This window comes from Lysinibacillus louembei, from assembly GCF_033880585.1.
Classification (GTDB): Bacteria; Bacillota; Bacilli; order Bacillales_A; family Planococcaceae; genus Metasolibacillus; species Metasolibacillus louembei.
In genome coordinates, this window is sequence record NZ_CP137624.1 from 2,059,625 (window position 1) to 2,079,137 (window position 19,513).

General features: G+C 37.8%; 18 protein-coding genes. 13 read left to right on the forward strand and 5 right to left on the reverse strand.

Annotated elements, in window-relative coordinates; translation table 11 throughout:
• Positions 1 to 921, reverse strand: coding sequence for a DsbA family protein (locus tag R6U77_RS10200; RefSeq protein ID WP_319835576.1), 921 nt, complete (start codon positions 919 to 921; stop codon positions 1 to 3).
• Between the two features lie 162 nt (positions 922 to 1,083).
• On the opposite strand from R6U77_RS10200, the gene R6U77_RS10205 reads away from it, so the two are divergent.
• Positions 1,084 to 1,635: a TetR/AcrR family transcriptional regulator gene (locus R6U77_RS10205; RefSeq protein WP_319835577.1), complete on the forward strand. Its 552-nt coding sequence runs from the start codon at positions 1,084 to 1,086 to the stop codon at positions 1,633 to 1,635.
• A 58-nt stretch (positions 1,636 to 1,693) separates the two neighbouring features.
• On the opposite strand, the gene R6U77_RS10210 is transcribed toward R6U77_RS10205, so the two are convergent.
• A complete protein-coding gene (locus R6U77_RS10210; RefSeq protein ID WP_319835578.1) occupies positions 1,694 to 2,476 on the reverse strand; it encodes an SDR family oxidoreductase in 783 nt (260 codons plus the stop codon).
• A gap of 142 nt (positions 2,477 to 2,618) precedes the next feature.
• On the opposite strand from R6U77_RS10210, the gene R6U77_RS10215 reads away from it, so the two are divergent.
• A complete protein-coding gene (locus R6U77_RS10215; protein WP_319835579.1) occupies positions 2,619 to 3,221 on the forward strand; it encodes a TetR/AcrR family transcriptional regulator in 603 nt (200 codons plus the stop codon).
• Between the two features lie 86 nt (positions 3,222 to 3,307).
• Here the strand turns inward: R6U77_RS10215 and R6U77_RS10220 are convergent, their stop codons facing one another.
• Positions 3,308 to 4,207 carry a helix-turn-helix transcriptional regulator gene (locus R6U77_RS10220; RefSeq protein WP_319835580.1) on the reverse strand — a complete coding sequence of 300 codons (900 nt, stop codon included), beginning with the start codon at positions 4,205 to 4,207 and terminating at the stop codon, positions 3,308 to 3,310.
• 165 nt (positions 4,208 to 4,372) lie between these two features.
• Here R6U77_RS10220 and R6U77_RS10225 point away from each other — a divergent pair, with 165 nt between their 5' ends.
• From R6U77_RS10225 to R6U77_RS10265, 9 genes are all read left to right on the forward strand, one after another.
• Positions 4,373 to 5,611, forward strand: coding sequence for a Zn-dependent hydrolase (locus R6U77_RS10225; RefSeq protein WP_319835581.1), 1,239 nt, complete (start codon positions 4,373 to 4,375; stop codon positions 5,609 to 5,611).
• Between the two features lie 14 nt (positions 5,612 to 5,625).
• Positions 5,626 to 6,771 carry a M20 aminoacylase family protein gene (locus R6U77_RS10230; protein ID WP_319835582.1) on the forward strand — a complete coding sequence of 382 codons (1,146 nt, stop codon included), beginning with the start codon at positions 5,626 to 5,628 and terminating at the stop codon, positions 6,769 to 6,771.
• A complete protein-coding gene (gene dpaL / locus R6U77_RS10235) occupies positions 6,768 to 7,961 on the forward strand; it encodes a diaminopropionate ammonia-lyase (protein WP_319835583.1) in 1,194 nt (397 codons plus the stop codon). Before R6U77_RS10230 ends, dpaL begins: the two co-directional genes overlap by 4 nt.
• 120 nt (positions 7,962 to 8,081) lie before the next feature.
• A complete protein-coding gene (locus R6U77_RS10240) occupies positions 8,082 to 9,794 on the forward strand; it encodes a methyl-accepting chemotaxis protein (protein ID WP_319835584.1) in 1,713 nt (570 codons plus the stop codon).
• A 26-nt stretch (positions 9,795 to 9,820) separates the two neighbouring features.
• Positions 9,821 to 10,033: a YdbC family protein gene (locus R6U77_RS10245; RefSeq protein ID WP_319835585.1), complete on the forward strand. Its 213-nt coding sequence runs from the start codon at positions 9,821 to 9,823 to the stop codon at positions 10,031 to 10,033.
• A gap of 207 nt (positions 10,034 to 10,240) precedes the next feature.
• Entirely contained in the window at positions 10,241 to 12,481 is a 2,241-nt protein-coding gene (locus R6U77_RS10250) for a 5'-nucleotidase C-terminal domain-containing protein (RefSeq protein ID WP_319835586.1), read from the forward strand.
• A 126-nt stretch (positions 12,482 to 12,607) separates the two neighbouring features.
• Positions 12,608 to 13,927, forward strand: a complete 1,320-nt coding sequence (locus R6U77_RS10255; RefSeq protein ID WP_319835587.1) for a transglutaminase domain-containing protein — start codon at positions 12,608 to 12,610, stop codon at positions 13,925 to 13,927.
• A 225-nt stretch (positions 13,928 to 14,152) separates the two neighbouring features.
• On the forward strand, positions 14,153 to 14,791 hold the full coding sequence (locus tag R6U77_RS10260) for a hypothetical protein (protein ID WP_319835588.1): 639 nt from the start codon (positions 14,153 to 14,155) through the stop codon (positions 14,789 to 14,791).
• 106 nt (positions 14,792 to 14,897) lie between these two features.
• On the forward strand, positions 14,898 to 15,188 hold the full coding sequence (locus R6U77_RS10265) for a hypothetical protein (RefSeq protein ID WP_319835589.1): 291 nt from the start codon (positions 14,898 to 14,900) through the stop codon (positions 15,186 to 15,188).
• 58 nt (positions 15,189 to 15,246) lie between these two features.
• On the opposite strand, the gene R6U77_RS10270 is transcribed toward R6U77_RS10265, so the two are convergent.
• Together R6U77_RS10270 and R6U77_RS10275 are read right to left on the reverse strand one after the other, a co-directional pair.
• Positions 15,247 to 16,776 carry a S26 family signal peptidase gene (locus R6U77_RS10270; protein ID WP_319835590.1) on the reverse strand — a complete coding sequence of 510 codons (1,530 nt, stop codon included), beginning with the start codon at positions 16,774 to 16,776 and terminating at the stop codon, positions 15,247 to 15,249.
• Positions 16,769 to 17,287: a sigma-70 family RNA polymerase sigma factor gene (locus tag R6U77_RS10275; protein WP_319835591.1), complete on the reverse strand. Its 519-nt coding sequence runs from the start codon at positions 17,285 to 17,287 to the stop codon at positions 16,769 to 16,771. Before R6U77_RS10275 ends, R6U77_RS10270 begins: the two co-directional genes overlap by 8 nt.
• Before the next feature lie 149 nt (positions 17,288 to 17,436).
• On the opposite strand from R6U77_RS10275, the gene sstT reads away from it, so the two are divergent.
• A complete protein-coding gene (gene sstT / locus R6U77_RS10280; protein ID WP_319835592.1) occupies positions 17,437 to 18,645 on the forward strand; it encodes a serine/threonine transporter SstT in 1,209 nt (402 codons plus the stop codon).
• A gap of 192 nt (positions 18,646 to 18,837) precedes the next feature.
• Entirely contained in the window at positions 18,838 to 19,407 is a 570-nt protein-coding gene (locus R6U77_RS10285) for a hypothetical protein (protein ID WP_319835593.1), read from the forward strand.
• The last annotated feature ends 106 nt before the right edge of the window (positions 19,408 to 19,513 follow it).

Consider the following 19,513-nt stretch of genomic DNA (forward strand, 5'->3'; position numbering starts at 1 on the left):
TTATTTTTTTGTAATATAGTTTTCACCAAGAAGTGCCTTTAATTCATAAGCATTTGAGGAAAGTTCCTCTTCTATAAAGCTTGTTATAGCAGCTTGGTCAATATCATACATAACTTCTATTTCCTTTGAGAAAAGCAGCTCCTCTTTTTCAAGTAAGCTTGCAAGGGAAGGTTGCTCTTTTGGCTGTATCTCTTCACCAACTACTTTCTGTAATCCTTGAACATAAGCTTCAAGTGGGCGACTACCAACTATTTTTACACCTTTATTTTCTTCGTTTATCATAATAATTGTTGGGAAGCCTCTTGCACTAAGCTCGCGTGTAAGTGCAAAATCCTCGTTTAATAATTGATGACCGATTGGACCTTCAGCCTCTGCTATAATAGCGTTACCATCAAGCCCAAGATGATCGACAATACTTATTAATACATCAAGCTCAGAAACGTTTTGATTAAACGCAAAAAGCTGCTCCCTTGTACGACGTAAATATTCATAGGCTTTTTCAGCGCCATAATTTTTAGCGATGACCTTTAATACACGGGATGAGGGGTAAGAAGATTGCACAGGATTATCAATCATCACTGAGCCATCAATTGGCATACGTGAATATTCGCCAACCTCTCTCCAATGTGGTGCAACGTCGGATGGTTTAGAAATACCATTCGCAGGATCAATCGGACCATCATGCCATTTTTCTAATAATCCACCAAGCACAGTGTGGAAATTAAAATATTGCCCATATTGCTCTTGGAAGCGACGTAGAACAGGCTCTAACGCCCAGCAGTGTGAGCAAATTGGATCTGTTACATAATATAAATTAACTGTTTTTGCTGGTTTGTTGAAATCAATGACTGCCATTTCCTCATCGTCAGCAACACCACACACACCTGTTTGTAAATCACACATCATATTATTATTTGTCATTTAAGACCCTCCTAATTAATTGGTCTACTTTTTTATAAGCTTTTATAGTTGCCTTACAGCTTTATTGTAGTAATAATAAAAATAAAAAAACACCAATAGATGATTAAATATGTTGTTTAGCCAACACATTGGCAAAATTGTCGAAAAAGTAGGAGGGATACTATGACGCAAGCGAAAACAGATCCTCGTGTGCTGCGTACAAGAAAATCCATTATGGATGCATTTATTGAGCTTTCTACTAAAAAGGAATTTAAAGATATAACGATTAAAGATATTACGACAGAGGCTATGATTAATCGCGCAACCTTTTACGCTCATTTTGAAGATATTTATGATTTATTAGAAAAGGTTTTATCAGAAATATTTTTGATTAACTTAGATGAGACGATTTTGGCTAAAAATGAGTTAAATGAGGAAACAGCGGTAAGTATTTTTAAAGCAATTACGAACTTTCAGCGCTCATTATCTTCACGCTGTCATAGGGGATATGAGGAGACAATTGCACGCATCATTAAAGATCAGCTTGAGGTTATTTTTTATAAAATGCTGTTAGCAAAGCACGACAAACCAGATACTGAAGCATTAAAAATAGCGGCGGTCATGCTAAGCTGGGGAATGTATGGTGCTTCAGTAGAATGGCGCAGAAGTAGCATGACAACATCACCAGAGGAATTTATTAAAAAGGTAATTCCTCTTTATAAGGAGATTAAGTAAGAAGCATGTAATAATAGAGCATATCAAGAAAGAAGCTCCTTTCCTGATATGCTCTGTTTTAATATTTATATGATTGACCACCATCAATTGGAATAACGACACCGTTAATGAAATCAGCTTGATTTGATAATAGGAATGCTACAAGATAGCCAACTTCCTCAGGCTTACCAAAGCGTTTCATTGGGTTTGGTTTTACAAATTCTTTACCTACCTCTTCCCAATTGTCTCCGCCGATTTGACGTAGTGAGCCTTCTACCATTGGTGTCATAATTGCGCCAGGAGCAATCGCTTTTATTGAAATGCCGTATTGACCATATTCAATACCTGAATTACGTGTTAATCCAACAACACCATGTTTACTTGCTGCATAGCCAGATTGGTTGCCAACACCACGAATACCGCCAACTGAAGCAGTATTTACAATGGAGCCGAAGCCTTGCTCTTTCATTACTTTTAATACGTATCTCATTCCATAAAATACACCATTTAAGTTAATTGAAATTACTTTTTGAAATTCCTCAATCCCAAAATCCTCTGTTAAATTTTGCTTTCCTTCAATACCCGCATTGTTAAAAAAGCCATCAATTTTGCCGAATTTGTCTACAGTTGCCTGTACATAGCCTTCAACAGCTTTTTCATCTGCCACATTTGCTGTTAATAATAGGGTTTCGGTATTTGGCTCAATTTCTACAATTTTTGCTTGTGTATCCTTTAAACCCGCTTCATTTAAGTCAACTAATGCAAGTGTTGCACCTTCAGCAGCTAATTGTAATGCAGTAGCTTGACCTAAACCAGAGCCTGCACCTGTTATAATAACTACTTTATTCTCAAAACGTTTCATCATCTAATCTCCTCGCTTCTGTGCAATAATTGTTACAAGTTCATTGTAGGCAATCAAATTGCTTTTACCAATCAGCAATTGCCTTTAAAATGTAAAGAAATACTACATTTTTTGAAAAAGTGTCGATATTGAGGTGAGTTATTTGAAAACGCATTCAGTTCAAACAGAAAGAACAAAGCAGTTTTTGAAAAAATCATTTGTAAAAATGGTTCATGAAAAAGGTTATAATGCTGTGACAGTGAAAGATATTGTGACTGATGCTGGCTATAATCGAACAACCTTTTATTTGCACTATCAAGATAAGCAGGATTTAGTAGAAGAGCTTATGCAAGAAATGGAAGCATTAATCCAGCATTATAGTATGTGTAAATATAAAAAAGATACGCCAATTGATGTGATGAAAATGAATAATTTATCTTTTGATTTGTTCTATTTCATTTATGACCATCGTGATTATTTTTCCTTGTTACTAGTAATGGACACATTACCTGGCATTCATCGCCAATTGCCTGATAGGCTATATTATATGTTTCTTCACCATTTTCAATTTAAATATAATAATGCAAATACCGATGACCAACATCAAAAGCGCTACATGGCATACGGCACTGCGGGTGTGATTCAAGATTGGATTGAAAGTGGATTTATAAGTAGCCCAGCTGAAATGACCATGAAGGTAACCTCGATTTTAGGTACATTTGCAAAATATTTTACTATCCACTACGACGATGCTCAGTGCACATAGCTCTGGTAGTTTCTAATACCAAAACTTCAATTAATGGTTCGTTGAAATTCTGTATAGTAAAGCCTTTGATGTGACTATTTTATTCGTTACTCCTTTGTTTGTGTACGATATTTATTGCGATATTGCAGTGGTGCAAGATGATAATTTTTACGAAATAGCTCCACAAAATAGCTCACTTGATTGAAGCCTACTTCCTCGCTAATTTGTGAAATCGATTTATTTGTATGCAAAATTAAGCTTTGTGCGATATAAAGGCGATGCTTATTAATAAATTTAATTGGCGATAAGCGCGTGTATTTTCGGAATAGCTGATTGCATGCGCTTTTATTAATGAGCGCGCAGTTCGCCAAATCATTGACCGTAATCGTATTTGAATAGTTTTCTTGTACAAATTGCAGCATTTGATTAAAAATCGCAATTTCATGCTCCTCACTATTTTTCATTGCCACATCATAGTATGTAAGTAGATGCTCGAGAAGTGCTGTTAAAAAGGCGATGACTGAGAAAGGTGTTGGTTTATGACCTTGCGTCCAGTTCGCAAGCCTTGCTTTTTGCTCAAGCGATAATGGCAGTAAACAAGAAGCAAATGGATTGTCTTCAAAAAATGGCTGAACATGCGCTGTCAAAAGCTTTGGATGTAAAAAGTCCAAGTCGAAGTTAATGCAAAGTGCATTTGTATTTTGATTAATCGTTTTTGAGCTATGCAGCTGCTTTTTATTGATAAGTAAAAGCGTGTTTTCAGAAATAGTTACAATTTCATGATTAATTTGATATTCAAGCGAGCCTTGATACACCCACACAATTTGCAGTGCATGATGCCAATGAATCGGTATATAATCCGAGCGTAAATGATGATATGTTTGCGTAAATAAGGCGATTGCATAATCATCAAACTGATACGTCACCTGCTCCTCTAAATCCTCTGTTAATGTAATTTCAAACGTTGTCCCATCTAAAATATTTTGCGCGACTGGCTTTGATTTCATCAACATTCCCCTTTTCCTCAAATTTGATAAAAATAGTTACAAAATTTATAGAAAGAATATTCCGATTATATGTATAGTAGCTGTAATAGCAATATTTTAACGTATTGAAAGGAGAACGTTAACTATTTTGTATTGTAGTGAAATTTGATAAAAAGGGGAATTGCAATGGCATATGATTTAAATGAAGGAGCAGCTCGCGTTATTCAAGATTTAAAGGAGCTTGCCTTATTAACTTCTGATCGAGATGGGGCACAGCGCGTTGCTTGGACGGCGTTATGGCAAACGGCACGTGATTGGTATCGCCAAAAAGCAGAGGAGCTTGGTGCGGAAGTTTCAATGGATAGTGCTGGCAATGTTTGGACGAAAATTGAAGGCGAAAGCGCAGAGGCAATTGTCATTGGAAGCCATTTAGATAGCGTGCCAAATGGGGGCTGGCTTGACGGTGCACTAGGTGTATTAGCTGGGCTTGAGGCGTTACGACGTTATGTAACTGACAATAAAAAGCCAAGGAAAACGCTATATGTGGTCGATTGGGCAGATGAGGAAGGCGCTCGTTATGGCTATAGCTGCCTAGGCTCATCCGCAGCAAGCGGCTCTTTAAATATGGCTGAGCTATTGGGACGTGTTGATTTACACGGCATAGCTTTTGAAGAAGCAGCAACAGAGTTTCAAGTAATACCAGAAAGGATGCTACAAGCGCATCAGGAATTTTTAACGAGAAATATTACAGGCTATTTAGAGCTGCATATTGAGCAAGGGCCTGTTTTAGAAAAGGAGCACAAGGATGTGGCGTGTGTATTTGGCGCAGCAGGTGTGGAGCGCCATTATATCGATTTTGTTGGACAGGCTGCTCATGCAGGCTCATTTCCAGTAGCTATGCGTCAAGATGCCTTTCTAGCTGCGGCAGAGGCAGCATTGGAATTTAGAAAGCTTGCATTAAAATATAAGGCGGTTTGTACGGTTGGGCAAGTGCAAGTACAGCCTGATGTTGTCACAATTGTACCAGGGAAATGTACGATTTCCTTAGATATGCGTACGATAGATATGGCTGATTTGCAAAAAATGTATGAGGAAGCACAGGCTGTGACAGAAAAAATCGCGAGCGCAAATGACGTTTCAGTAGGATGGCGAAAAATTTATTCGGTCGCACCGCAATTATTCGATGAACAGCTCATTCAGTTATGTGAAAAAGCTGTTGAAAAGGAAATAGGTGAGCCAACAAAAATGTACTCTGGTCCTTTACACGATGCAGTTGAAATGGCAAAGCTTGTACCAACTGTCATGATGTTTACAATGTCTGAAGGTGGCTTATCACATACAAAGGAAGAGCACACGCCAGAGCCTAAGCTACAAATCGGGATTCGTGCATTTTTACGATTAGTTCATGAGGTGATGGAAGGATAAAGGAGGATTTTTCTATGAATTTTAAACAACAGTTAATAGAATGGCGACATTATTTACACAAATACCCTGAAACAGCCTTTGAAGAGGTGAAAACAGCTGCCTATGTAGCACAGGAGCTTCGCAAAATGGGGTTAGAGGTGCATGAAAATATTGGCGGAATGGGTGTTGTAGCAAATTTAACAGTTGGCGATGGAAAAAGAGCGATTGGCATACGTGCGGATATGGATGCTTTAAATTTACATGAGGTGAAGGAGCTGGCATACCGCTCTATACATCAAGGGAAAATGCATGCATGTGGACATGATGGACATATGACAACTGTATTAGGCGCAGCAAAATTGCTATCGACAGAGAAGAGCTTTAATGGTACTGTCCGCTTTATTTTTCAGTCTGCGGAGGAAATTGGCAAAGGAGCAGAGGCGATGATGGCAGATGAGTTATTTGAGCGTTTTCCAATCGATGAAATTTATGGCTTGCACAATATGCCAGGGCTGCCAGCAGGCACGATTCAAACGCGACCAGGTCCAATTATGGCGAGCGAGGATAATTTTGTTATTCGCATTAAAGGAAAGGGCTCACACGCATCGAGTCCACATATGGGCATTGACCCACTAGTCATTGCCGCAGAAATTATTTTAGCACTGCAAACGATTGTAGCACGCAATATCAATCCAAACGATACGGCGGTTGTTTCTTGTACAGAGATTCATACAGATGGCATTCGCAATGCGATTCCTTCTAATGTAGAAATTAAAGGTGATACGAGAAGCTTTACACCAGAAGTGCAGGCAATGCTTGAAAGTCGCATGAGAAGCATTTGTGAAGGGATTTGTGCTGTACATGGTGCTGAATGTGATTTCGAATATACGTATGAATTTTCACCAACAATCAATGAGCAACGCTGTACAGCAGTAGCAATTGAAGCAGCAAAAAAAATTGTCGGAACAGACAAAGTAAATGAAAGCTGTGAGCGATTTATGGCATCAGAGGACTTCGGCAAGTTTTTAGAGAAAATCCCTGGCTGCTTCGTGTTTTTAGGCAGTAAAGTTGAAAATGAGGAAATCATTCCATTACACAATGCGCATTATGACTATAACGATGACGTATTGGAAACGGGCGCAGCATTTTTCGCTGAAATTGTAAGGAGGCAGCTACAATGAAATTAATAAAATATGAGCGTCAACAAAATCCGAGCACAAGCGTGGAGTTTTTAGGATTAAAGGAAGCACAAAAAGTGCAAGCATTCCATCAAAGCTTTCCACAATATGAGCCAACGCCTTTAGCAATGTTAGATCAATTGGCGAAAGAATTGTATGTCAGCAAGCTTTTTGTCAAAGATGAGTCCTATCGATTTGACTTAAATGCCTTTAAAGCATTAGGTGGCTCTTATGCTATTGGACAATATTTAGCTAAAAAATTAAATATAGAGCCAACTGAATTAACATACGACAAATTAGTTTCACCAGAAGTAAAGGCACAATTAGGTGAGCTAACGTTTATTACAGCAACAGATGGCAATCATGGGCGAGGGGTAGCATGGACGGCGAAGCAGTTACAGCAAAAATCAGTTGTCTATATGCCGAAGGGCTCTTCTCAGGAAAGGCTGAACCATATTAAAGCATTAGGGGCAGATGCCTCTATTACAGACTTGAACTATGATGATACAGTTCGTTTAGCAGCTGAGCATGCAGAGCAAAATAATTGGGTTTTAGTGCAGGATACAGCGTGGGAAAACTATGAGGAAATTCCAAGGCATATTATGCAAGGTTATATGACGATGGTTGTAGAGGCATATGAGCAGCTAAAAGAATTAGGTGAAAAGCCAACACATATTTTCATTCAAGCAGGTGTTGGCTCAATGGCAGCTGCAGTGCAAGGCTTCTTTGCAGACGTCTATGGTGAAGATCGCCCAATAACAGTTGTTGTTGAACCAGATAAGGCGGATTGCTTATTTAAAACAGCTGAAGCAAATGATGGTCAGCTACATTATGTAAAAGGCGATATGGATACGATTATGGCAGGGCTTGCCTGTGGAGAGCCAAGTACATTAGGATGGGCAATTTTAAAGGATTATGCGGATGCCTTTCTTTCCTGTTCTGACAATATTGCTGTGCAAGGGATGAGGGTTTTAGCTGCGCCGATGAAGGGTGACATACAAGTGATTTCAGGTGAATCGGGAGCTGTTGGCGTAGGTGCTGTTAGGGAAATATTGAGAAGAAGTGAGTATGCACATTTAAAAGAGCAATTAATGATCAACGAAGCTTCCAAAATATTATTTTTCAGTACAGAAGGTGATACGGACGCAGCGCATTTTAAAAAGGTTGTATGGGATGGAGCATACTCCATATAATATAAAGCAAAAATCCGAATTATCGTTCGGATTTTTCTTTCGTTAAAAAAGATACTTCCAAAATACATCTTTTTTATAGTATGATTGTCTCATATGGGAATTTGAAAAGGGGAATTTACTATGAAGCTAAGAAAATCACTAACTTTTCAACTTGGGACAATTATCGCTAGTATTTTAGTCGTGATGTTGGGGATTAGTTCATTTGCGACATATATCACAGCTTATAAGAAAATATATGAGGCTGCGGGAATAGAAGCATATGGCTGTGCAAATATTACGACAGGCTTAATTGCAGCGGCTGATATTGAGCAGGCTCTAGCAGGAAATGATGCGAAGAAGCAAGAAATAAGCGATGCACTTAATTGGACAATTGCACATAAAGATATTTTTCAAACGCAATATATTTTAACGCTTGATGGGTCATTGCTAGCACTTGATCAGCATCTTGCGCAAGCAGGCTTTACTATTGGTGAGTCATTCCATATGGATGAAAAAGCTGTAAGCGCTTTATTAGAGCATAAGCATCCAACGTATTCTGAAATTTATGAATTTGGCGGAATGGAGCGCCTATCAGGCTATGCACCTATTTTTAAAGACCATGACCCAACGCAAGAAATTATTGCGATTAGTGTCATTGATTTTGATGCAAACATTGTCAAAGAACGCACATGGGATGTTGTGCGTAATGGTATTTTAATTAGCATTTTCCCGATGTTTTTAGCTTCGGTTATTACGGGCTTCTTAATCCGCCGTAAAGTGAAGCCAATAAGCGTATTAATTCAGCAGGCGAAGGAAATTGCAAATGGCAATTTAGCTGTTGAAAAAACATCCATTAAAAATCACGATGAAGTGGGCGACTTAGCTTTAACTTTAAATCAAATGACAGATAATTTACAAAGCATGATTTTAACAATGCGACAAACGGCATATACACTATCGAATAATGCAGAGAAATCGGCAAAAACTTTGGATAGCATGACGCATACGATGCAAGGTGTTGCCAATCATATTAGTGAGGTCACAGGCTCGATTACTGGTGGCATGCATCATGCAGAAAAAGCGAGCGACGCGCTGGTTGATTTAGCGAAAGAACTACAAACGATGAAAGTAAAGGCAGATCATACTGTAGAAAATTCGCATACTACATTGCAAATTGCGCGAGATGGAGAGCAGCGCGCATTAGATATTAACAATGATATCGCCTTGATTCAAAAAGGCTCTGATGAAGTAAGTCAAACAGTTGAAAATTTGGTTGCCTCTGCAACAAAAATTCAAGCGATTACGACAACAATTACTGAAATTGCAGCACAAACGAATTTATTAGCGCTCAACGCATCAATTGAATCAGCGCGTGCTGGTGAGCATGGTAAAGGCTTTGCTGTTGTCGCTGAGGAAGTAAGAAAGCTAGCTGAACAATCGAATCGTGAAGTATCGCAGGTTGAAGCATTAGTACAGGACATTATGGCAAATATTGAGCATGTTATTGCATCATCCAAGGACAACACGAAATACATTGACCAAGGTACAGAAACCGTCAAGCTTACAACCGAATCTTTACACGCCATTTCGCAGGCTGTAACAGAAACGGTTGAAGAGATTATCGAAATGTCCTCAATAATGACAGCGGAGGCAGAAAAATCACAGCATGTCGTGCAAATGATTCAGCACTTAACGGCCAATATAGCTGAAATTGAAGCAACGATGAACAACTTAACAAATGCTGCACAGCAAACGACAGACAGCATCGACGAAGTAGCACAAAGCTCAAATGAAACAAACGAAATGGCGCAAGCGCTAAATGAGCATGTAAAGGCATTTACGTTGAAATCATAAAGTAAATCCAACTATAGGAGGTAACTATGGCAGACATTAAATACGAAATTATTGAGCATATCGGTGTACTTTCACAATCACCAAAAGGCTGGAAAAAGGAATTAAATCGTATTAGCTGGAATGGCAATGCACCAAAATATGATATTCGTGAATGGGCACCAGAACATGAGAAAATGGGAAAAGGGATTACGTTGTCGGAGGAAGAAGTACAGGTTTTAAAGGAATTGTTAGCTAAATAGTTTATGATCAAAGCCACCTCTTTTTTAGAGGTGGTTTTATTATCAACGAAAAGCAATTACAAGCTTTCTTTAAGTTTCCAAATCTAATAATTTACTCTATTAAACCCATATTTTGAATTCGAGATATTATCTTGTGGAAAGTAATTTGAAATGCTACACTAGTTAAATAAATTTAAAGATTCAGAATGAAAAGGAGAGATTTAAGAAATGGGGAAAATTAATAAGAGTATAGCGATGCTTAGTATTGCTGTCTTAATTTTTGCTACAAGTATTTTCTTTACACAATCAACCGCTAGTGCACAAGAAGACAAGGATATACATATTACGCTTCTTGCAACATCGGACATTCACGGGCGCTCTATGCCTTGGGATTATGCAACAGATGGAGAGAATTTAACGGGGAGCTTGACACAGCTATACACAATTATTAAAAAAGTTCGTCAAGAAAACCCAAATACAATTTTATTGGAAAACGGTGATTTAATACAAGATAATTCTGCTGAATTATTTAATGACCAACCGCAATCTCCAATGATGGTTGCAGCAAATGAAATGGGCTATGAAGCTTGGACATATGGCAATCATGAGTTTAATTTCGGCTTGGATGTATTAGATAAAGTTTCTAGCCAATTTAATGGCGAGCGCCTTGCAGGAAATGTTTATAAGGAAAATGGGGAACGTTATTTACCAGCCTATACAATTATTGAACGTGAAGGCGTGAAAATCGGTGTGATTGGGATGGTTACCCCATTAATTACAGAGTATGAAAAAGGTACAAATCATTTAGATGGATTAGTTGTAAAAAATCCAGTAGATGAAACGAAAAAAGCAGTGAAAGAATTAGAAGGCAAAGTAGATGTGATGATTGGTCTTATGCATATGGGCTTGGAAAATGAAAACGGTGTTCCAGGAACAGGTGTTAAAGAAATGGCGAATGCTGTGCCAGAGCTTGCTGCTATTTTTGCAGGACACAACCATGTATTGATTAATAAAGAAGAAGTGAACGGCGTTGTTATCACAGAGCCTAATCGATACGGAACGCATATTTCACGCATTGATTTAACGTTTACACGTGAAGGTGAGCAGCTAACATTAAAAGAAAAAGATGCATCGACAATTCCTGTAAAAAACGAGGATGGCACATTTGTTGAGTCAGACAAGGGGTTAGAAGAAATCTTAAAGCCTTATCATGAATTTGCACGTGCAGATGCAAATGTTGAAGTAGCTCAATTAAAAGGAACAGACCTTGTGCCTGACAATGAAATCAAAGGTATTCCTTCTGTACACATTCAAGAAACGCCTTTATCAGATTTCTTCCATGAAGTAATGCTTCATTATAGTAAGGCAGATGTGGTAGCACATCAAATTGATAATGATAAAGCGTCATTGGATGTAGGACCGATTAAGAAAAAGGATATCGCTTATAATTATCAATTTGCTGGTGGAGAAGTATCTGTTTATGAAGTAACAGGTCAAGATTTAAAGGATTATATGGAATGGGCTGTGGGTTATTTCAATAGCACACGCGATGGAGATGTAACGGTTAGCTTTGATAAAACGCGACGTGCATCTAAATATAGCACAAATGACTATTTCGGTAATGTTCAGTATGATATTGATTTAACAGAGCCAGCAGGCAACAGAATCAAAAATCTTCGCAAATTAGATGGCACACCAATTAAGATGGAAGACAATTTAACACTTGGTATGAATGCATACCGAATGGACTTCCTTGTATCTAAAGGCCAAGCACTTGAAGGGCGCAAATTTAATATGATTTGGTCTTCGAAAGAGGAAAGTGCTTATGGGGAAACAGGTGGTACAATTCGTAATTTAGCGATTCGCTATTTGAAAGAAGAAATGAACGGTGTCTATGAGCCTGTTATTAAGGATAACTGGAAAATTATCGGTGTTGATACAACATCGCCTGCTCGTGCGGCAGTTGTTGAGCTAATCAATAAAGATATTTTAACAGTACCAACATCAGAGGATGGCAAATATACAAATATCGCTTCGATTAATATTAAAGATGCGATTACAGCAGAAGAAATCGCAACATTAGCAACAAAAGCTGGTGTAGATGCAGATCAATTCAAGAATGTAAAAACGACAGGTGAGTTTTATCAGCAGCTTGTAAAAGCAATGAATGCACCTACAGCTGAGCCAGAAAAAGAGGCAGAGAAGCCTGTAGAAAAGCCAGCACCAGAAAAGCAGCAGCCTGAAAAACCAAAGCCTACTGTAACGCAGCCAAAATCAACAAAAGGAACTGTGACAGCTTATCACTTAAACGTTCGTTCAAATCCATCGAACACAGGAAAAGTATATGGAACGATTGCAAAAAATACAGAAATTACGATTTTAGGCAATGAAAAAGGCTGGTACAAAATTTCTTATAAAGGTAAAACAGCTTACGTTTATAGCAAATATGTAAAGGTTAAAAGCAAGTAGTATAGGGAGAAGCAGCCAATGATGAAATTGGTTGCTTCTTTCTTTATAGATAATTATATATTCCAGTCGACGTTTCAAAAGTCATTTTCCAGCTTATCCTTTATAATAATAAAAAGAGGTGATACGATGCTTAGTGAACTCAGCAATTTAATCATATTTGCGGCTGTTTGCTTAATTGCTGCTCTGTTATTTATCTTTTCATTAAAATCATATTTAATGCAAGTGAATGTGCGACGCCATTTAAAGAAGGAGCTACGGCTGAATCGTGCAGAGATTAGGCAGACGAAGGGCAATAAGGCGCAGCGCTTTGAGGCGTATAAACGTGTCTACAATAATGCGGTTTATAATGGGCGCCGTTTTAGAACAAGGCGCAAGCAGAGAAAGTATGAGCAACGTCTAAACGATGAACTGAATTTAATGGTTAAAAATCCATTGACAGCACTTTTCTCATGGTTAAAGTCAGTCGTGTTCGGCGCGGCGACAGTTATTTTACTGCTTTCTAGCTTATTGTTTGGCTCAATTGCTGTAGATGAATTTAGGGCATCCTCTTTAACATTGCCAACAGTAAATCCGCAAATTGCGTTGAAGCTAGATAGCGATTTTAATTTTGATTTGGAGCAGCAGGTCAATCAATTGTTGAATATGTTTACGGAGAAGCCTTCAAGCTTTAATGTTGAGAAGGTTGCAACAGCCAATATTGCACCTGTTTATAAGGAGAGCGATTACCCAGCAGCAGTTACGAACGGAGAGCAGCTTGGACAGGCGATGGCCTACCATATGGGGCAATTTGAAAGCGATTTTATGATTGAATATTACGGCGATGCAACTGATTTGCAGCAAATCGTCAATGCTGCAATGAATTGGCTAGAGGGGCATGAGCCTTATTTATCGCGTTTACGTAGAGAGCTATCTTGGCAAGCGACAGATTATCGTAACGGATACGTGGAGTTTAAAATTGAAGTAACATACGATATGACAGCAGAGCAAAATGCACTTGTCAAAGGGATAGTGAAACAAATTGTTAGTGCAATGCCTAGTGATCTATCCACTGTAGATAAGGTGAAATATGTAAATGATTATATTGTAACGAATACAAAATACAATTTGAATAGCCAGGAAAGCCCATATACACCGTATTCAATTTTAGTGAATGGTGAAGGTGTATGCGAAGGCTATGCGTTAACAGCCTTGCTTTTATTAGAGGAGCTAAATATAGAGACGAAATATATTTCTGGTGAGGTTACTTCTGGCGAGCTACATGCGTGGAATTTAGTGAAGCTGGATGGGGAGTGGTATCATTTAGATGTAACATGGAATGACCCTGTTCCAGACCAAGGCAGTAAGGTGTTTTACAATTATTTTTTAATTTCAGATGAGCAAATTTCAAAGGACCATTTTTGGGATACCGCGAAATACCCTACTACTGCAAGTGAGGGCTATATGTAAAAGGAATGCTATATAAAAAGCATTCCTTTTATTTGTGGATAAATTGGGCAAGTCGCAAATATATCTGGAAAAACGCAAATAAAGTGAGAAAATCGCCAATAAATCAACGACACACAAATAAACTAAAAAAAGCACAAAAAGTAAGGCACCATCGTATACTTCAAATAGGCTGCAATTAAAAAGAAGCTTCCAACAGTATTTGCTAATAAGAAAGGGAGGAAAGTCTTGCTGAATGTAATCGGTGAAGCATTTTTTAAACAATATATTGACCGAGAGTTTCATATAAAGGGAATCAAGTGGTATGTATGGGCATGTTCGCTTAGTCTTATTGCCCTGATGATGTTTTTTATACTTTATGCATATCCAAACACGCAAAAGTTTAGATGTATTGTTGGTGGAGTAGTTTGTGGTGTAGCATCAGTTATTTATTTTAAGCATGAAAAAAATAAAAACACATATGCTCAGCTAGGTGATGAGAAAGCAACATTTCAAAAAAATATTCAGTTAATAAAAAAAATATTAATAGAAAATCATATACTCAGACTTGAGCAGCTAAACATATTAATTAGCTTGGCAGATACTGAATTATCTGGCTTACGTTTAAGCGAAAAATTAAGGAAATGGCTGTATGGGATTATTTCAGCGATTTTGATTCCAAGCACAACGTTTGTTTCAACGCTGATTGGCAATTATGAGCAAACAATTAATTATATATTGCAAGTTTTTTCACTGGTTTTAATGCTATTAGTTATTTATCAACCCATTAAATATTTATTGTATTGGTCACTTGATACAGAATTTCATCAAATGCTCGTACTGAAGCGTTATCTAGAAGATGTGAAGATGATGGATTATGTGAGATGATGCGAGAAATAACAGTCGGAAGTTGAATTAATTGTGGCATATGATGTCAACATACATATAGTAAGTGCAGAGGGCAAAACATGGCCCAGAATAGGAGTGATGAAATATGTATGGTAATTATCAGCCACATCCATCGCATATGTATCCACAGGGAACACAGCCAAACACTTGCAACAATGGGGGGCCAAATAATTTACAGCAACAAACGCTTGCAGCGATTGCACCAGTTGTTCATCATGGATTATGTGAAGCGCAGTATTTAGGATATCAGCATGCATTAACAGAAGCAGTAGCGATTGGCTATTTAATGGGGAAAGGCTATAGCTTTGAGGCAGCATGGAAATTAGTTGAATCTTGGTGGAGAGCACCAGGAAGTCCTTTACCACAGCCATATTAATAGAAGTTTAACAGAGGGGCGTCTAGAAAGTTTACTTTCTAGACGTCTCTTTTCGCTCTTATTGCAATGGTAAAAAGCTAGACTGCCAGAGGCCGTTTTGATTTTGAACCATGCGCCACATACCCAAATCTCCATTAGGTAAGTTGAAGATAATGGCGCCTTCGCTTCCTTCAAATTGAAACTCGCCATTTTGTAGAAGCTGTGCATAGTAAATAGCATAACGACGCTCATTTTCCAAATGGGATAATGAGTTATTTTGACGTATATGCTGGTCCTCTGTCCATTGCACATGCTCTGGATTTGTTGTATACATGCGATAATCGGCTCGTTTGTCGACTATAAATCGCGCATAGAGCTGAGTGCGTACATAAGTAATGGGGTCAATATGCTGAAACACTTCTAGATTGTTTGAGCTTTTGAATTCGTTATATAAATTGCGTTCCTCTTCTGTCCAATGCTTTTCCATACTTTTACTATCATAGCCTAGCACTTTTGCATCAACCTGTTCAAATGAGACTTTCTCGATTTTATCCAGAGACCAGTTATCAGGAATAACAAAAATTTCATTGTCAGAAAGCTGTGTAACTGGATAATTATAAAAGAAAATTTCTTGCGCATTGCTTGGATTTTTAAATTTTTCAATATAACTTTCGTAGACCGTTTCGCCCATTATTTTTGCATACATATGATAATGAGGGAGTGGTATTGTATTAATAACGACAGTCCCATTGGTAATTTCAATCGTTTCATTAGGTAAACCAAGGATGCGGCTCATCACCTGTTGACCATCTTTATCCGTATATAAAATAACATCTGAACGATCTAATGTATCAAATTTTGGATCAACGACAATAGGGTATTGCATATATTCTTGATTGCCTTGCTCCATCGTATTATTTGTTAATTTAATAGCGTATTGTTCTTCTGATAATGAGTCAATCAATGGAATATGTTTAATTGAATCATCATGATATATGTCACCAGCTAGCCGTTCCCATACATTATTTTTATCTTGGACAACAATACGTGCAGCCTTGTCACTAACAGCAAACCAGTAAGTAAGCCCGTCCTCAAGAGGAATCAAAGTTGCCTTTTGCTCACCGACAATAATTTGCTGAAGCATGGCTGTTTCAATAACACCTGCATACATATATGGTGCTTGCACAGTTGAGCCCCAAAATTCTTTGCCTAAATAGGGCTTGCTTTGCGTACCTGTCGTTTGTCTCCATTGCCAACCATTTTGATATTCAAAATAGGCTAAATAAATTTTTTCCTCCTCATGTCGTTCAATAAAGGCAACGAGCGCATCATTGTCTTTTAAATAATTGAATTGTTGAAAAATGATTTCATAATTGACATCTTTCATTTTGCTTTCAAAATAACGTGTAAACTGTGCCTGTTGATCATTTGGCTGCTTGACACTAATAAATAGTACTAATAAAGCGACAAAGCTTGCTACAACAAATAAAGGAGTCCAATTTCTCCTTTTAGGCTCTTGAATTTGCTGTATGATATAGTTTATATTTTTTTCGGTGAAACGCTCTTTTTCTTCCAATACTTCTTTGAGCTCTCGCTTAATATTATTCATACAAATCACCTCCCAATTGAAGCTCACTCAGCGATATTTTCAATAAATCGCGGCCGCGCCTTAATCTTGTTTTGACCGTATTTTCAGAAATGTTGAGGAGTGTCGCAATTTCGAGACTTGTCATTTCTTCATAATAAAAGAGAACAATCGCTTCACGGTATTTAATAGGTAGTTCTAGTACCGCCTTTGCAATAGAGCGCTGTTCCAGTTTTTTGAATGTTTCCTGCTCACTTGATGGCAATGTTTGTTGCTTTTGTTTCCAAAAGCTTTCTAAAATGCGTAATCTATTTTTGATGCTGCGTAAATGGTCGCAGCTTTTATGTATCGTCATTTTGGCTAAATACGTTTTGATGCTTGATTGCCCTTTAAATTGCTGTGATTGAAAATATTTAATGAAGACATCCTGCACAATATCCTCCGCAATGGTCCAATTTTTCACATAGACATAGGATAGGCGTGTTAAATAATCGCCATATAGGCGTATTAATTCTCTCATTTCATCTGTATGCAAAGTGTGATGCCTCCTTTCTTCATGCAATAGACGGGTGAGGTGCGAGAATAGTTTCAAATTGTTAGTGTATTTTTAAAAAGCACAGTTGTATTATTGTAATATACAATGTATGATGAAGAAATTACATAATAGATTTATGGAGGCAGGAAATGAAGAAGATGTTTGAAACGTGGAATCGCATTAACCTTGTCAGTCGAATTGTTGTTGGTATTATTGTCGGCATCGTGTTAGCGTTAATCGTTCCACAGGCCAGTGGTATTACTATTTTAGGAACACTTTTTGTAGGCGCGTTAAAGGCTGTGGCACCTGTGCTTGTATTTGTCCTAGTGATTAATGCAATTGCTTCACATGTGAGTGGCAAGGCGACAAATATGAAAATGGTGCTCGTGCTGTATGCGATAGGTACTTTTTTAGCAGGATTTATTGGTGTTATTGCGAGCTTTTTATTCCCAACCAAGCTTACATTAAAAACAGGTGCTGAAGAAATTGCACCACCAAGTGGTATTACAGAAGTGTTAGAGTCACTATTATTTAATATTGTGTCAAATCCGGTTAGTGCAATTATGAATGCTAATTATCTAGGCATTTTAGCATGGGCTGTGTTGCTTGGTGTTGCACTAAAAGCATCTCATGATTCAACTAAAACAATGTTAGCAAATGTTTCAGATGCTGTAACAAAAATTGTGCAATGGATTATTAGTCTAGCACCAATCGGGATTATGGGAATTGTTTTCGATATTATTTCAACAACAGGGCTATCAGCATTAGCAGAATATGGTCGATTAATTATTATTTTAGTTGTTACGATGTTGTTCATTGCATTAGTGGTTAATCCATTGATTGTTTTTGTAGTAGCACGTCGAAATCCTTATCCGCTAGTTTTAACAAGCTTAAAAGAAAGTGGCATTACAGCCTTCTTTACACGTAGCTCGGCTGCTAATATCCCTGTGAATATGGCATTAGCTGAAAAGCTAAAGCTAAACAAAGATACATATGCTGTATCAATTCCATTAGGTGCAACGATTAATATGGCAGGAGCGGCTGTTACAATTTCCGTATTAACGATGGCAACAGCACATACGCTAGATATCAAGGTTGATATGTTTACAGCAGTTATTTTAATGGTATTAGCAGCAGTTTCGGCAGCAGGTGCATCAGGGGTTCCAGGAGGCTCTTTATTATTAATACCGCTTGCTTGTAGCTTAATTGGTATTTCAGATGATATTGCGATGCAAGTTGTCGCAATTGGCTTTATTATAGGCGTTGTACAGGATTCCTGTGAGACGGCATTAAACTCATCGTCAGATATCGTTTTTACAGCAGCAGCGGAATATGCGCAAGAGCGTAAAAAATCATAAGATATAGTGCAGGGCATGTGTGAAAGCTTTTTACACATGCCTTTAAATCGTATTTCAGCATACTTTACTAGCAGAAGATAAATTGAGCTATCTAAACAATTACTGAATGATATAGCGGATATCACACATTTTTTCAAGCTTAAATTATCAATATTTCCATGCTATAATTTGAGCAAGAAGGAGGTGAGGAACATGAATAATGAAATAGTAATGATGGAAATGCTACAAAAGCTAGTAGTGAGCGTTGATGACATGCAACAAAATATGAATAGACGTTTCGATCAAGTTGAAGCACGCCTTGAAAATGTGGAAACACGATTAACGAATGTAGAAGAGCGTTTAGAGAACGTGGAGACACGATTAACGAATGTAGAAGTGCGTTTGGAGAATGTGGAAACACGATTAGCAGATGTGGAAGTGCGCCTTGAAAATGTAGAGACAAGACTAGCCGATGTAGAAGTACGTCTTGAAAATGTGGAGACAAGGCTGGCAGATGTGGAAGTACGTCTTGGAAAGGTAGAAACAGATTTAGTGGATGTAAAGGTACGTTTAGACAACGTAGAGATGAATTTACAAACGCTGAATACTCGTGTGGGAGCATTGGAGAAAACGAATGGTGGCTTAGGTGAAATGTTTGAGTACACTGTACAGCTTCAACAAGAGGCGACTAATAAAATTCATGAAGTATTACAATTCCACGCACACAAAATTACTGAAAATGAGAAAAGCATTTTCTTTTTGAAACATAGGTTATCCTCTTAATAACTTCATATTGATTAGACCTCATTTAATTTTTTAAACTAACATCGTATTTTTTCGAATTTTTATTTCATTTTGTACTTGAGGCTGAAAGGCTTACATTTGGTTA

Coding starts and splice junctions, on each gene's coding strand:
- R6U77_RS10200 (WP_319835576.1), bottom strand. CDS start 921: ATGACAAATAATAATATGATGTGTGATTTACAAACAGGTGTGTGTGGT.
- R6U77_RS10205 (WP_319835577.1), top strand. CDS start 1,084: ATGACGCAAGCGAAAACAGATCCTCGTGTGCTGCGTACAAGAAAATCC.
- R6U77_RS10210 (WP_319835578.1), bottom strand. CDS start 2,476: ATGAAACGTTTTGAGAATAAAGTAGTTATTATAACAGGTGCAGGCTCT.
- R6U77_RS10220 (WP_319835580.1), bottom strand. CDS start 4,207: ATGAAATCAAAGCCAGTCGCGCAAAATATTTTAGATGGGACAACGTTT.
- R6U77_RS10225 (WP_319835581.1), top strand. CDS start 4,373: ATGGCATATGATTTAAATGAAGGAGCAGCTCGCGTTATTCAAGATTTA.
- R6U77_RS10230 (WP_319835582.1), top strand. CDS start 5,626: ATGAATTTTAAACAACAGTTAATAGAATGGCGACATTATTTACACAAA.
- dpaL (WP_319835583.1), top strand. CDS start 6,768: ATGAAATTAATAAAATATGAGCGTCAACAAAATCCGAGCACAAGCGTG.
- R6U77_RS10240 (WP_319835584.1), top strand. CDS start 8,082: ATGAAGCTAAGAAAATCACTAACTTTTCAACTTGGGACAATTATCGCT.
- R6U77_RS10245 (WP_319835585.1), top strand. CDS start 9,821: ATGGCAGACATTAAATACGAAATTATTGAGCATATCGGTGTACTTTCA.
- R6U77_RS10250 (WP_319835586.1), top strand. CDS start 10,241: ATGGGGAAAATTAATAAGAGTATAGCGATGCTTAGTATTGCTGTCTTA.
- R6U77_RS10255 (WP_319835587.1), top strand. CDS start 12,608: ATGCTTAGTGAACTCAGCAATTTAATCATATTTGCGGCTGTTTGCTTA.
- R6U77_RS10265 (WP_319835589.1), top strand. CDS start 14,898: ATGTATGGTAATTATCAGCCACATCCATCGCATATGTATCCACAGGGA.
- R6U77_RS10270 (WP_319835590.1), bottom strand. CDS start 16,776: ATGAATAATATTAAGCGAGAGCTCAAAGAAGTATTGGAAGAAAAAGAG.
- sstT (WP_319835592.1), top strand. CDS start 17,437: ATGAAGAAGATGTTTGAAACGTGGAATCGCATTAACCTTGTCAGTCGA.
- R6U77_RS10285 (WP_319835593.1), top strand. CDS start 18,838: ATGAATAATGAAATAGTAATGATGGAAATGCTACAAAAGCTAGTAGTG.